Below are 13,201 nucleotides of genomic sequence, written 5' to 3' on the forward strand. Positions count from 1 at the left end.
GTACTCAACATGATCGACGGGCAGTGGCGGGACGCCGCGGACGGGCGGGCCGCCGAGGTGGTGGACCCGAGCACCGAGAAGGTGATCGCGACCGCGCCGCTGTCCGGCGCGGTCGACGTGGACGCCGCCTGCCGCGCGGCCGAGCGTGCCTTCGCCGGGTGGCGGCGGACCACGCCGCGCGTCCGGCAGGACCTGCTGCTGCGGCTGGCCGACGCGGTGACCGCCCAGGCGGGGGAGCTGGCCGAGGCCGAGTCGGCGAACACCGGCAAGCCGGCCGCCGCGGCGGCGGCCGAGGTGGCCGAGTGCGTGGACGTGCTGCGGTTCTTCGCCGGGGCGGCGCGCCTGCTGGAGGGCAGGTCGGCGGGGGAGTACCTCGACGACCACACCTCGATGATCCGGCGCGAGCCCGTAGGGGTGTGCGCCCAGGTGACGCCGTGGAACTACCCGCTGATGATGGCGGTCTGGAAGATCGCCCCGGCGGTGGCGGCGGGCAACACCGTGGTGCTGAAACCCGGCGACACCACACCGCTCACCACCGTGCTGCTCGCCGGGATCGCGGCCGGGATCCTGCCGCCCGGCGTCGTCAACGTGGTGTGCGGCGACCGTGATGCCGGGCGCGCCCTGGTGTCCCACGAGATCCCGCAGATGGTCTCCATCACCGGCTCGGTCAGGGCCGGGACGGAGGTGGCCGTCGCGGCGTCGGCGTCGCTCAAGCGCCTCCACCTGGAGCTAGGCGGCAAGGCGCCGGTGCTGGTCTTCCCCGACGCCGAGCTGGACGTCGCCGTCCGCACGGTCGCCGAGGCCGGGTACGCGAACACGGGCCAGGACTGCACCGCGGCCACCCGGGTGCTGGTGCACGAGAGCGTGCACGACGAGTTCCTGGCGGAGCTGACCGCCGCCGCGGCGGCCGTCCGCGTCGGACCGCCGGACGACCCGGCGGCGGCGATCGGCCCGCTCAACAACGCGGCCCAGCTCCGGCGGGTGTCCGGGTTCGTGGAACGGCTGCCGGCGCACGCCGCCGTGACGACCGGCGGGGCCCGTGCTCCCGGCCAGGGGTACTTCTTCGCCCCCACCGTCGTCGCCGGCGTGCGGCAGGCCGACGAGGTGGTGCGCGAGGAGGTCTTCGGGCCGGTGGTGACCGTGCAGCCCTTCGCCGCCGAGGAGGAGGCGGTGGCCCTCGCCAACGACACGGCGTACGGCCTGGCCTCCAGCGTGTGGACGCGGGACAACGCCCGCGCGCTGCGCGTCGCCGCCCGCCTCGACTTCGGGGCGGTCTGGCTCAACACCCACATGACCATGGTCTCCGAGATGCCGCACGGCGGCTTCAAGCACTCGGGCTACGGCAAGGACATGTCGGCCTACGGGTTCGACGACTACACGCGCGTCAAGCACGTCATGAGCTTCACCGGGGAGCGGTGAGCGAAGAAATAAGGAAAGGTAAGTGAGAACGTGAAGGTTTCACGCAATTTGTGGGCCGTCACTTCGCTGGCGCTGTCCCTCACCCTCACCGCCGCCTGCGGCGGAGGGAGCGGGAGCGGTGACGCCGGCGCGTCCGGCGACTCCGGTTCCGTCACCTACGCGGGCTTCGGAGGGACCGGCCAGGAGGCCATCGCCAAGGCGTGGCTCGACCCGTTCGGCAAGGAGAGCGGCGTCGGCGTGGTCCAGGACAACCCCGTGACGTACGCCAAGATCCACCAGATGGTCGACGCCAAGAACGTGACCTGGGACATCGCCCAGGGCGGAGCCGACTTCGGGCTGGAGGGCAACCCGCGCCTGGAGGACATCGACTGCTCGGTCGTCTCCTGCGGCGACTACGCGGACGGGCCGTTCAAGGTCTACAAGCAGGGCGTGCCGCTGTTCGTCTTCTCGATCGTGCTCGCCTACAACACCGACAAGTTCGGCAGCAACCCGCCCAAGAACTACGCCGCCTTCTTCGACACCGCGAAGTATCCCGGCAAGCGGGCCATCGACGGCACCGCCGGCTTCCAGGGGATCCTGGAGGCGGCGCTGATGGCGAACGGCACGCCCCGCGACCAGCTCTACCCGCTCGACGTCGACGCCGCGCTGAAGCTCCTGGAGCCGATCAAGGACGACCTGATCGTCTTCAAGGACGCCGCGGAGTGCATCAACCTGGTCTCCTCCGGCGAGGCCGTCATGGGCAACTGCTACAACGGGCGCGTCAAGCTGGCCAAGGACGAGGGCCAGCCGATCGACAACACCTGGGGCCAGCAGATCTACCTCTGCGACTACCTCTTCGTGCCGAAGGGCGCCAAGGACAAGGCGAACGCGATGAAGCTCATCGCCTACATCGCCAAGGCGGCCAACAACGGGAAGATCACCGAGTTCATCCCGTACGGCCCGGCCAACCCCAAGGCCACGGCCTCCGGCAAGTACGCCGCGGACGCCCCGACCGCCCACCAGCTGGAGGGCGAGGACGCCCCGATCGTCATGGACTCCGCCTGGTGGAACGCCAACATGGAGAAGGCGATCGAGAAGACCACCGCCTGGCTGGCGGGCTGACCACCGTGACGGCGGCCAGGCCGTGCCCGAGAGCGAAACGTGCTCGCACGCGGAACGCGGAAGCGGACCGCGAAGCGAAACGAGGAGCACAGTGAGCGCACTTTCCCAGATCCCCTCCCGCGCGTCGTCCCCCGGCCCGCAGGCGAGTCCGGTGACCGGCTCGGACGGCCGCGCCGGTCACGGCGCCGGGCCCGGCGGAGGCGCCGCCCGCGCCCGGCGCTTCCCCCGGCCCGACTTCTGGAGCGGCGCCGGCCTGCCCGGCCTGGTCTTCGTCGTCGCCGCGTTCGTCGTCCCGATGGCCGTGGTGGTGGTCAAGAGCCTGACCGACCCCTCACCGGCGAACTACAGCGCGATCTTCACCAGTTCGGTCTACCAGCGTTCCGTCGTGGACACCCTGGAGATGGCGCTGGTGGTCACCGTGCTGTGCCTGCTGGTCGGATACCCGTACGCCTACACGATGGCCAGGTCCGGGACGGCCATGCGCACCTTCCTGATGGTCGCGCTGATGCTGGCCTTCTGGACGAGCCTGCTGGTGCGCACCTACGCCTGGCAGATCGTGCTGAACGACACCGGCATCGTGAACACCGCGCTGCGCGACTGGCTCGGCCTCACGTCCGCGCCGATCCACATGATCAGGACGCCCTTCGCGGTCTACGTCGGCATGGTGCACGTCCTCCTGCCGTACGCCGTGCTGGCGTTGTTCGCCCAGCTCCGCTCGATCGACCCGGACGTCGAGCGGGCCGCGCAGGTGATGGGGGCGCGGCCGTGGCGCGTGTTCGCGCGGGTCACCCTGCCCCTGTCGCTGCCCGGCGCGGTGGCCGGAGGCGTCCTGGTGTTCGTCCTCGCCCTGGGCTTCTACATCACGCCGCAGCTTCTCGGCGGCGCCCGCCAGGTGTACGTGGGGCAGGCGATCATGCAGCAGATCGAGCAGTTCCTCAAGCCGGGCGTCGGCGCGGCGATGGCGGTGCTGCTGTTCGTCGCGGTGCTGGCCGTGCTCGGGCTCGCCGCCCGGTTCGTCGGCCTGGGCAAGATCCTCGGCGTCGGCATGGGGAGGCGGCGATGAGGGCCGGGATCGGCGTCCGCCTGTTCGCCTGCCTGATCGCGCTGCTGTTCGTCGCGCCCACCCTGATCGTCGCGGCGACCTCGGTGACCTCCGGCTCGATGGTGACCTTCCCGCCCAAGGGCTTCTCCCTGCGCTGGTTCCAGGAGGTCCTCACCGATCCCGAGTGGCTCACCGCGCTCGGCAACAGCGTGCAGGTGGGCCTGCTCGCCGCCGCCCTGGCGATGGCGGCGGGCACCTCGCTCGCCTTCGCCGCGGCGCGCAGCCGCTTCCTGCCGCCCGCCCTCGTCACCGGCCTGGCCGTGCTGCCGATGACCGTGCCGCTCGTCGTCGCCGGCATCGGCTTCTACCTGGTCTACATCCGGGTCGGCCTGTCGGGGAACGTGCTCAGCCTGGGCATCGCCCACGCGGTGCTCGGCCTGCCGTTCGTGTTCGTGAACGTCCTGGCCGCGCTCACCGGCGTGGACCGCCGCGTCGAGGAGGCGGCGCGCGTGTCCGGCGCGACCGAGGCGGTCACGCTCCTGCGGATCACGCTGCCCCTGGTGGCCCCGGCCGCGCTGGTCGGCGGCGTGCTGGCGTTCGTCTCCTCCTGGGACGAGGTGGTCGTCGCCCTGTTCCTGAACACGCCGCAGTTCCGCACCCTGCCCGTCGTCATGTGGAGCCAGGTGCGCTCCGGAGTCGAGCCGTCCATCTCGGCGGTCGCGACGCTGATCACCCTCGTCTCGCTGCTCATGGCCGCCCTCGTCCTGGTGGGGCCGGCCGTGGTGAAGAAGGTAAGGAGAAGGACGTGACCGAGACGGCAACCCAGGCCGGCCCGACCGGCCAGGAGGGCTCGCCGGGGGCGAGGGTCGAGCTGACCGGCATCGTGAAGGTGTACGGGGACACGCGGGCCGTCGACGACGTGTCGCTGACCGTCGAGCCCGGTCAGTTCCTCACGCTGCTGGGCGCCTCCGGGTCGGGCAAGACCACGCTCCTGCGGATCATCGCGGGCTTCGTGGACGCCGACGAGGGCCGGATCGTGGTGAACGGCCGCGACATCTCCCAGGTCCCGGTGCACCAGCGCGGGATCGGCATGGTCTTCCAGAACTACGCGTTGTTCCCGCACCTGTCGGTCGCCGCCAACGTCGCCTTCCCGCTGGAGATGCGGGGGGTGCGCCGCCGCGACCGGGCGGCCCTGGTCGAGCGGGCGCTGGAGGCGGTGCACCTCGGCGGGTACGGCCGGCGCTCCCCGAAGGAACTGTCCGGCGGGCAGCAGCAGCGGGTGGCGCTGGCCAGGGCCATCGTGGCCCGGCCGCCGCTGCTGCTGATGGACGAGCCGCTCGGCGCCCTCGACCGCAGGCTGCGTGAGGCCATGCAGATCGAGATCCGCAGGCTCAGCCGCGAACTCGGGCTCACCGTCATCAACGTCACCCACGACCAGGAGGAGGCGCTGACGATGAGCGACCGCATCGCGCTGCTCGCCGGCGGCCGCCTGGTCCAGCACGGCACGCCCGAGGAGCTGTACGGCCTGCCCGAGAGCGAGGTCGCCGCCCGCTTCCTGGGCGAGTCCAACCTGTTCCGCGGCCGGGTCCGGCGGGAGGGCACGCAGTCCGTGCTGGCCCTGCCGTACGGGCGGGTGCTCGTCCCCGGCGACACGCCGGGAGAGCGGGAGGCGGTCGTCGTGGTGCGGCCGTCGGCCATCCGCATCCGGCCCGCCGGGGCGGAGCCGTCCACGGCGGCCGTCTCCCGCATGCCCGGAGTGGTGAGCGCCGACATCTACGCCGGCGACTCGCGCAAGGTCCTGGTGGAGGGCGCCGACGGCGCCGAACTGGTGGTCAGGTGCGAGTCCGGCGCCCCGCTGCCGTGCTCCGTGGGCGACGAGGTCGTCCTCGAGTGGGACCCCGGCTCCTGCCACATCATCCCCGGCGCGGCCTGACCGCGCTTCCCCCCTGTCCGACGACGAGGGGCGTCGCCCGGCGGCGTCCACGCCTCCGGCATGCCCGGAAACCCCCGCAAAGCCTGAGATCAACGCTCGAGAACAAGGAACGAGGAACGACATGGGACTGACCGAGCGCCAGCGCGCCGGAGTCGCCGCGGTGGAGGAACTCGGCAAGGAACTCTCGGAGTTCCACCGCCTCATCTGGTCGTACGCCGAGCCCGCCTGGCGGGAGTACCGGTCGGCGCAGGCGTACGTCGACCTGCTGAAGGCGGAGGGCTTCGAGGTGGAGGAGGGGTCGGGCGACATGCCGACCGCCTTCCACGCCCGGTGGGGCGACGACGGCCCCGCCATCGGGATGTACTCCGAGTACGACGCCTCGCCCGGCTACTCCCAGGACACCGTGCCCTACCGGCAGCCGCGCCCCGGCCTCCACCCGTGGGCGCCGGGCTTCACCGACGCGCACTCGGCCCTGGGCGTCGGCGCCCTCGCCGGGGCGCTCGCGACCAAGCGGGCGATCGAGCGCACCGGCGGCCGGGGGGTCGTCCACCTGTTCGGCGAGCCCGCCGAGAAGGTGTGCGGTTCCAAGCCCGTGCACGCCGCCAAGGGCTACTACGACGAACTCGACGCGGTGATCAGCTACCACCCGCTGTTCGAGAACACCGCGGTGTGGGACATCCACAACTGCCTGTACTGGTCGGCGGTCTTCACCTTCCAGTGCTTCGAGGCGCAGCGTGACGACGCCCCGCCGTGGATCGACGGCGACCCGCTGGCGGGATCGGGCATGGGCGCGCACAACAGCGTCCGCTCTCCGGGGGCGCTGGACGCGCTGGGACTGATGATCACGGCGACCAAGTACGCCAAGGAGAACATGTTCCCCCGGACCGGCCTGTGGTCGCTCAACGAGGCGATCCTGGGCGCGGCCAACGCGACGGCCGACAACCTGCCGCCGAGGATCACCCAGATCCAGTTCAGCTGGCGCTCTCCGCTGATCGGGGTCCAGGAGCAGATCCTGGAGGTGCTCAGGCGCAACGCCAGGCACGTCGCCGGGCTGGCCAACTGCGAGGTCTCGATGCGCTGGGTGACCCGCACCCGGCCGGGCCTGAAGAACCACGTCATGGCGCAGGCGACGTACGAGAACCTGCTGGAGCTGGGGCCGCGCCGGTTCGCGCCCGAGGCGTACGAGTTCGCCCGCGAGCTGGAGCGCACCCTCGGGCACGAGCCCTCCGACGACCCCTTCCGGCCGATGCTGCACCAGGTCACCGACCCGCGCGACCACGACGCGGCCACCCGGGCCACCCTCCCGCCGTGGCAGGACTGCACCGGCGCCGACGACTGCACCGAGTACACCTGGCACGCCCCCACCGTGCGCTTCTACACCGCCAAGCCGCTGCTGCGGGTCGTGGGGGAGGACCTCAACCACTGGGCCAACAACGCCATGAACGGCCTCGCCCCGGCGATCGACCCGGTGTGGGGCTACGCCGGCGAGGTCATCGCCGCGACCGCGCTGCGGCTCATCGACGACGGCGGGCTGCTGCGCGCCGCCACCGAGGAGTTCGAGCGCAACCGCGAGGCCGCGCCCGAGGCGTTGCGCGACCCGCTGCTGCCCCGCGACTTCGCGCCGCCCGTCGAGCTGCCCTGGCCCGAGTACGTGACCACCGCCCGCGGCTTCGAGTGGCAACTGCCGACCACGACGGACTTCGGCGAGAAGCTCTAGCCGTCCGTGGGCATGCTCTCGCGCCCCCGCCGCGACCCTTCCCTGGGTGAGCCGGCGGGGGCGAGCGGGACCGCGCTCGCGGTGGCGATGGTCGTCGCGCTGTTCCTCACCGAGTCGCTGGTGCAGATCCTGCTGCCGGTCGGCCTGGAGGCGAGCGGCGCCGGGTCCGGGCTGCTGATCGGCGTGCTGCTCGCGCTCGCCCAGGGCGCCGGCGTGGTCATGTCCCCGCCGGCGGCCCTGCGCGCCGACCGGCACGGGCGCGGCGGCGTGCTGTTCGCCGGCGGCCTCGTCCTCGCGGGCTGCGCGGCCGGGCTCGCCGCCGCCACGTCGTTCTCCTCGGCGTGGATCTGGGTGCTGCCGCTGCTCGGGTACGGCCTGGCCAGGGGTTCCGTCGTGACCACCACGCTGGCGGTGGTCGCCCGGTCCGGCGACCGGTACCGGACCCAGGGCCTGAACGGCGCGGCGCAGCGCCTGTCGGCCGCGGTGGCGGCGACGCTGTCGGTCGTCCTGCTGGCGCACCTCGGCACCCGGGGCGCCGCCGGGCCCGGGCTCTGGCTGGTCGTCCTGTCGGCCCTGACCTTCGCGCTGCTCGCGCGGCGGGTGCGGGGCCGGGCCGACCGGGACGATCCCGCCGACCTGTCCGGCACGTCCGGCGCCCGCGGCGGCTACGCGGCGTCGTTGCGCATGCTGCGCCGCGAGCCCGCCCTGCAGGCGTCGTCGCTGATCAACCTCAACCTGAACACCGTGGTCCTGCTCGGCAACTCCTTCTACCCGATCGCGCTCGACGTGCCCGCCGAACGGCTGCCCGGGCTGGTGCTGACGCTGCTGCTGTGCCGCGACCTGACCTCGGTGGCCGCCGGTCCCTTCTTCGGGCGGGTGGTCTCCCGCATCGGGCTGCGCGGCGCGGTGACGGTGTCCGGCGTGTGCGCGGTGGCCGGGCTCGCCGCGGTGGGGCTGGCCGGGAACGGCTTCGCCGGGGTCGCGGCGGGCGCCGTGCTGCACGGGCTGGCCGGGGCCACCGGCATCGGGGCCACCAACCTGCTGGCGACCGCGGGGAGTTCCGCCGGCGGCACCGGCCTGCGGCTGGCCGCGACGAACTATCTCAACGGAGTGGGCATGCTGGTCCTGCCGGTGGTGTTCGGAGCGCTGCTCGACGTCTCCGGGCCCGGCGGCGTGTTCCTGGCGGGCGCCTGCGTCTCCGCCGCGATGCTGGCCGGCGTCCTGGCGCTCACCCCGGCCGCGTCCCCGGCGCGGGCCCGGTGACAGGCCGGATGAGCGGGGCCTTCGCCGGTCGGCGCCGGGCGGACGCGTCAGCCGGCGGCGGTCTCGAACCGCCACGGGCGGGGCAGCACCAGGACGCGCGCGTAGGGCAGCACGGTCAGGTCACGCACGCCGTCCAGGGCGACGATGCGGCGCATCAGCGCGGCCAGGTCCCTCGCCGAGCCGCAGGCCGCCTCGGCCACGACGTGGAACCGGCCCGCCGTCAGCGTGACGATCGGCAGCTCGGGCAGCGCGACCAGGGCGTCCAGGGCGGCCTCCGGGGAGCCGCCCAGGGTGATCCCGACGGAGGCCATCATGATGACGGGATCGGTGGACACCCGGTCCACCATCGCCGTCGCCTGGATCGTGCCGTCCCGGAACAGCGTCTGCGCCCGCTTGCGCACCACCCAGTAGGGGACGCCGAGCTCGTCCTCCATCTCCCGGAAGCTGGCCCTCGGGTTGTCGACGAGCAGGCGCAGCAGCGCCACGTCGAGGTCGTCGAGCTCCGGCCGCCGCGGCGCGGGCGGCCCGGACCGCCGCGGCCTGCCCTGGCTCTCCCACTTGGCCACGTCGAGCTGGCGCCAGACCTCGTGGTCCCCCACGCCTTCGACCGTGCCGGCGATCCGCTGCACGACGTCGGCGAGATCGGCGTCGTCGCGGGCGGCGACCTCGCACATGACGTCGTACGCGCCGATCGTCTGGGCGGCGAAGGTGACCTGGGGATCGGCGTTGAGCGCGCCGCGCAGCCGTTCGACCGGGCCGCGGTAGCGCAGGCCGACGATGCCGAGAACGTCATATCCGAGGACGGCGGGGTCCACCAGCCCGATCACGCGCAGGACGCCGTCACCGGACAGCCGCGCCATGCGGGCGCGGACCGCGTCGGCGGACAGGCCGACCTGCTCTCCGATCCGGGCCAGCGGAGCCCTGCCGTCCTCCCGCAGCAGGCCGACGATCGCCTGGTCCTGCGCGTCAAGTTCGTATCGCTGCGTCAAGGATCCGCTTCCCGTTCCCGTCACCCGCCCGCGACGGCACTCCCGCCCCGGACAGTGTGGCACAGCCATGAACGCGTGCGTACGGGAGCCGAACGACAAATATCCACGATCAATTCCGCGGAAACGATGAACAATGCGAACTGACAATCCTCCGTCGTCACCGGAGGCCCATCCGGGGCCCCTCGGGCTGGTGGCACACCGTCCCTGGCGGCTCTGGATCCTCGGCTCCCTGCTGGCCCGGCTGCCGACGGCCATGGCGGGGCTGGTGCTGATGCTCGTGGGCGAGCGGGTGACCGGCTCGCTGGCGGAGGGCGCGCTGCTGGCCGGGGTGCTCAACCTCTGCTCCGGGCCGCCCGGCCCGTTCTTCGGCCGGCTGCTCGACCGGCTGGAACTGCGCCGCGCGATGAGGGTGACGGTGGCCCTCTCGGGGCTGGTCACGCTGGGCCTGGTCGTGGCCGCCGAGGTGCGGGCGCCGGTCTGGGTGCTGTATGTCCTGTCCGTCGTCCTGGGGCTGGCGACGGCGGGGATGTGGGGCGGCATGCGGGCCCTGCTCGTGGTGACGGTTCCCGCCGTCCAGCTCCGCCGCGCCCACTTCGCCGAGTCCCTGCTCGTCGAGCTGTGCTCGGTGGTCGGCCCGGTCATGGTCAGCCTGCTCGTGGTGACGGGCGGGACCGTCGCCGCGCTCGCCGGGATGGCGGCCCTGTCGCTGCTGGGCGCCTGGCTCATGCGGGCGGTGCCGCCGCTGCCTCCGGCGCCCCGGCGCCCGGACGCCCTCCTCCCGCCGCGCGACACCCAGCTCGTCTCGGCCCTGGTGCTGTGGATCGGCCTGGCGTACGGGCTGCTCATGGCCAACGTCCCCCAGCGCATGGCGCAGTACGGCCTCGGCTCCGGCGCCTCCGGGTGGTTCACCGCGGCGCTGCCCGCCGGGGCCTGCCTCGGGGGGATCGTGGTCAGCGCCTGGCCGCTGGGCCGCAACCGCGCCCTGCTCACCACACTGGGCATGCTGCTCGCCTCCGCCGCCCTGGCCGTGCCGCCCGGGCTCGCCGGCGGCTCCCTCGGGTACGCCGCGGGGCTGTTCGCCGCCGGGCTGTTCATGGTGCCGCTCAACGGCCTGATGGCGACCGAGATCGAGGGACGGATGGGCCTGCGCCGCCGGGCGGAGGCGTTCTCCTATTTCGGGTCGGCCGCGGTCGCCGGTGGCTCCGGAGGCTACTTCCTCGCCGGGGCACTGGACGGCCGCCTGGAGCCGGCCGCCGTGGGCCTGCTGTCGTCCGCGGCGTTCCTGCTGCTCGCGCTGGTCCTCGCCGCCGTGCTGCTGCTGCGGCGCACCCGCTGGGCCGGATGAGCGATGTCAATCACAGCTCGACGCAATCGAGTATCTTCTGTCATATTTGACGAACATACCCTTTTCGTGATCAATGCTTTCCGAGCCGAGCCCGTTCGAATGGATCCCTGACCAGTGAGCGACGTCCCCAACCCGATCTCCTCCCACCTGTCCCACCAGGAGTTGCTGCTGCTCGACATCGTCGCCGAGTCGGCCGACCCCGTCGGTGCGCGCATCGCGACGCGCCGCCTGGGCGACTGCGGCATCGCGCTCAGCGAGGCGAGTACGTCCCGGCTGCTGGCCCGGCTGGACGACCTGGGACTGACCGTCTCCTCGGGACGCAAGGGCCGCACGGTCACGGACGCGGGCCGCCGCGTCGCCCAGGTCACCCGGCGTACCCGGCGACAGGCGAAGGGGCTGCACCAGGCGCTGGACATCCAGAACGCGCGCCAGTTGCTCGACCTGCTCTACGCCCGGCGCGGAGTGGAGCGGGAGGCCGCCCGGTGGGCCGCGACACGGGCCACCCCGGACGACATCGAACGGCTCGAAGCACTGGTCGACGGGCACCGCGAGGCGCTCGACGCCGGCGGCGACGCCCGGCTGTGCGGCATGCGCTTCCACCGGGAGATCTTCCGCATCTCCCGCAACGGCCTGCTCCAGGCGATCGGCGACGTCGTGCTCGACGAGTCGCTGGAGCCGCTGGAACTGGTGCTGGACGTCATCACCGGCGGCCACGGGACGCTCGCCCAGTCCGCGCCCGAGCACGTCGACGTCCTGGCGGCCATCCGCGCGCGCGACCCCGACGAGGCGGAGCAGACGATGCTCGCCCACGTGGACCGGCTGATCGAGGAGGCCGAGCGCGCCGCGACGGACCGTGGCGCCGACGTCGTCAAACGTCTGATCGAGCTCACGCTCTGACCCGAGAAGCACGAAGAAGAAAGGGGAGAGGCGGATGCCGATCCTGCGCCTAGACGCCCGCTACGTGGTGGCCTTCCAGGAGGGGGAGCACCGGCTGCTGGAGAACGGCACCGTCGTCGTGGACGGCGACCGCGTCGTCTTCACCGGCCGCGACTACCAAGGACCGGCCGACGATTGCGTGGACGCCGGGGACACGCTGGTCACGCCGGGGTTCATCAACACGCACGCCCACCTGGAGACCGCCCCGCTGGACAAGTCCTTCCAGGAGGACGTCGGGAAACGGCAGTTCTTCTCCACCGGCCTGGTCGAGACCCTGCCGATGCAGGAGAACTCCATCGACGAGGAGGGCGTCGACACCTGCATCGAGGTCTCGATGTCCGAGCTCATCCGTACGGGCACCACGACGGTGATGCACCAGGGGCTGCGGGGCCGGCGGGTGGCCGAGGCCTGCGAACGGGCCGGTCTGCGCGCCTACATCGCGGACGGGTACAGGTCGGGCCGCTGGTTCACCCCCGACGGGAACCGCGTCGCGTACGAGTGGGACGAGGACGGCGGGTTCGCCGGCCTGGAACGGGCCGTGGGGCTGATCGAGGACCTGCGCGGCCGCGGCTCCGGGCGCGTGCGGGGCTTCCTGTCCCCGTGGCAGGCCAACACCTGCACGCCGGACCTGCTGAAGGAGTCGCGGCGGCTGTCCGACGAACTGGAGGTGCCGCTCACGATCCACGCCGCCCAGGCGATGTTCGAGGTGATGGACCTCATGGCGGCGCACGGCATGACGCCGATCGAGTATCTGGAGTCGGCCGGTTTCCTCGGCCCCCGGGTCGTGCTGGGTCACGCGATCTTCACCACCGGCACCTCGTGGGTGAACCTGCCCGGGGACGACCTGCGGCGCATCGCGGACTCCGGCGCCTCGATCTCCTACAACGCCTGGACGTTCGCCCGGCGCGGCATCATGGTCGAATCCCTCCCCGCCTACCGGAGAGCCGGCGTCAACATCACGCTCGGAACGGACACCACGCCGCAGTCCATGATCGAGTCGATCCGCTGGTCGGCGATCCTGGGCAAGGTGGCCGACCGGCGCGCCGACTCCTGGCTCGCCACCCATCTGCTCGACGCCGCGACGGTCGACGCGGCCCGGCTGCTGGGCCGCGACGACCTCGGCCGGATCGCGCCGGGAGCCAAGGCCGACCTGCTGCTGTGGCGGCTCGGCACCCCGGTCATGTCACCGGTCCGCGATCCCATCAGGAACCTCGTCTACTACGCCACGCGCGAGGATCTGGCGTCGGTGATGATCGACGGCGCGTGGGTGATGCGGGACGGCGCCCTGCTCACCGTGGACGAGGAGGGGATGACCGAGCGCCTGCAGCGGGCCGGTGAGCGCTCCTGGGCCCGGGTGCCGGACCACGACCGGCTCGGCCGCACCCTCGAAGAGGTCGCGCCGTCCTCCCTCCGCCCGTTCCGCTGACCGCCCTGCCGGCACGCCGGAGGATTCTCC

At 72.6% G+C, this 13,201-nt stretch carries 11 protein-coding genes; 10 read left to right on the forward strand and 1 reads right to left on the reverse strand.

All coding sequences use genetic code 11. From position 1 onward, the window contains the following. The first annotated feature begins 9 nt into the window (after positions 1-9). From HHX37_RS23920 to HHX37_RS23950, 7 genes are all read left to right on the forward strand, one after another. The gene (locus tag HHX37_RS23920) at positions 10-1,419 is read left to right on the forward strand and encodes an aminobutyraldehyde dehydrogenase (RefSeq protein ID WP_182887042.1); all 1,410 of its coding nucleotides are present in this window, start codon (positions 10-12) and stop codon (positions 1,417-1,419) included. A gap of 48 nt (positions 1,420-1,467) precedes the next feature. Then, positions 1,468-2,520 (forward strand): extracellular solute-binding protein, encoded by a 1,053-nt coding sequence (locus tag HHX37_RS23925; RefSeq protein WP_182873404.1) that lies wholly within the window; start codon positions 1,468-1,470, stop codon positions 2,518-2,520. A 91-nt stretch (positions 2,521-2,611) separates the two neighbouring features. Continuing rightward, complete coding sequence (locus HHX37_RS23930; RefSeq protein ID WP_182886851.1) at positions 2,612-3,583, forward strand: ABC transporter permease; 972 nt, start codon at positions 2,612-2,614, stop codon at positions 3,581-3,583. Beyond that, on the forward strand, positions 3,580-4,371 hold the full coding sequence (locus tag HHX37_RS23935) for an ABC transporter permease (protein ID WP_182873402.1): 792 nt from the start codon (positions 3,580-3,582) through the stop codon (positions 4,369-4,371). Before HHX37_RS23930 ends, HHX37_RS23935 begins: the two co-directional genes overlap by 4 nt. Continuing rightward, positions 4,368-5,495, forward strand: a complete 1,128-nt coding sequence (locus HHX37_RS23940; RefSeq protein WP_182873401.1) for an ABC transporter ATP-binding protein — start codon at positions 4,368-4,370, stop codon at positions 5,493-5,495. The genes HHX37_RS23935 and HHX37_RS23940 overlap by 4 nt, the downstream gene beginning before the upstream one ends. A gap of 121 nt (positions 5,496-5,616) precedes the next feature. Beyond that, complete coding sequence (locus HHX37_RS23945; protein WP_182873400.1) at positions 5,617-7,212, forward strand: amidohydrolase; 1,596 nt, start codon at positions 5,617-5,619, stop codon at positions 7,210-7,212. Positions 7,213-7,224: 12 nt separating this feature from the next. Then, positions 7,225-8,475: an MFS transporter gene (locus HHX37_RS23950; protein ID WP_396776726.1), complete on the forward strand. Its 1,251-nt coding sequence runs from the start codon at positions 7,225-7,227 to the stop codon at positions 8,473-8,475. A gap of 47 nt (positions 8,476-8,522) precedes the next feature. Here the strand turns inward: HHX37_RS23950 and HHX37_RS23955 are convergent, their stop codons facing one another. Beyond that, positions 8,523-9,464, reverse strand: a complete 942-nt coding sequence (locus HHX37_RS23955; protein WP_182886853.1) for an Lrp/AsnC family transcriptional regulator — start codon at positions 9,462-9,464, stop codon at positions 8,523-8,525. A 133-nt stretch (positions 9,465-9,597) separates the two neighbouring features. Between HHX37_RS23955 and HHX37_RS23960 the strand changes: the two genes are divergently transcribed. From HHX37_RS23960 to HHX37_RS23970, 3 genes are all read left to right on the forward strand, one after another. Next, complete coding sequence (locus tag HHX37_RS23960) at positions 9,598-10,809, forward strand: MFS transporter (RefSeq protein WP_182886854.1); 1,212 nt, start codon at positions 9,598-9,600, stop codon at positions 10,807-10,809. Positions 10,810-10,923: 114 nt separating this feature from the next. Beyond that, on the forward strand, positions 10,924-11,706 hold the full coding sequence (locus HHX37_RS23965) for an FCD domain-containing protein (RefSeq protein ID WP_182881000.1): 783 nt from the start codon (positions 10,924-10,926) through the stop codon (positions 11,704-11,706). Between the two features lie 34 nt (positions 11,707-11,740). Next, entirely contained in the window at positions 11,741-13,171 is a 1,431-nt protein-coding gene (locus HHX37_RS23970) for an amidohydrolase family protein (protein WP_182886855.1), read from the forward strand. Positions 13,172-13,201 lie beyond the last annotated feature (30 nt).

This window comes from Microbispora sp. H10885 (assembly GCF_014161415.1).
GTDB classification, from domain to species: Bacteria; Actinomycetota; Actinomycetes; order Streptosporangiales; family Streptosporangiaceae; genus Microbispora; species Microbispora triticiradicis.

Bases quoted from the DNA above. Each gene is read 5' to 3' on its own strand.
- HHX37_RS23950 (WP_396776726.1), top strand. From the start codon at position 7,225: ATGCTCTCGCGCCCCCGCCGCGACCCTTCCCTGGGTGAGCCGGCGGGG.
- HHX37_RS23960 (WP_182886854.1), top strand. From the start codon at position 9,598: ATGCGAACTGACAATCCTCCGTCGTCACCGGAGGCCCATCCGGGGCCC.
- HHX37_RS23920 (WP_182887042.1), top strand. From the start codon at position 10: ATGATCGACGGGCAGTGGCGGGACGCCGCGGACGGGCGGGCCGCCGAG.
- HHX37_RS23935 (WP_182873402.1), top strand. From the start codon at position 3,580: ATGAGGGCCGGGATCGGCGTCCGCCTGTTCGCCTGCCTGATCGCGCTG.
- HHX37_RS23945 (WP_182873400.1), top strand. From the start codon at position 5,617: ATGGGACTGACCGAGCGCCAGCGCGCCGGAGTCGCCGCGGTGGAGGAA.
- HHX37_RS23970 (WP_182886855.1), top strand. From the start codon at position 11,741: ATGCCGATCCTGCGCCTAGACGCCCGCTACGTGGTGGCCTTCCAGGAG.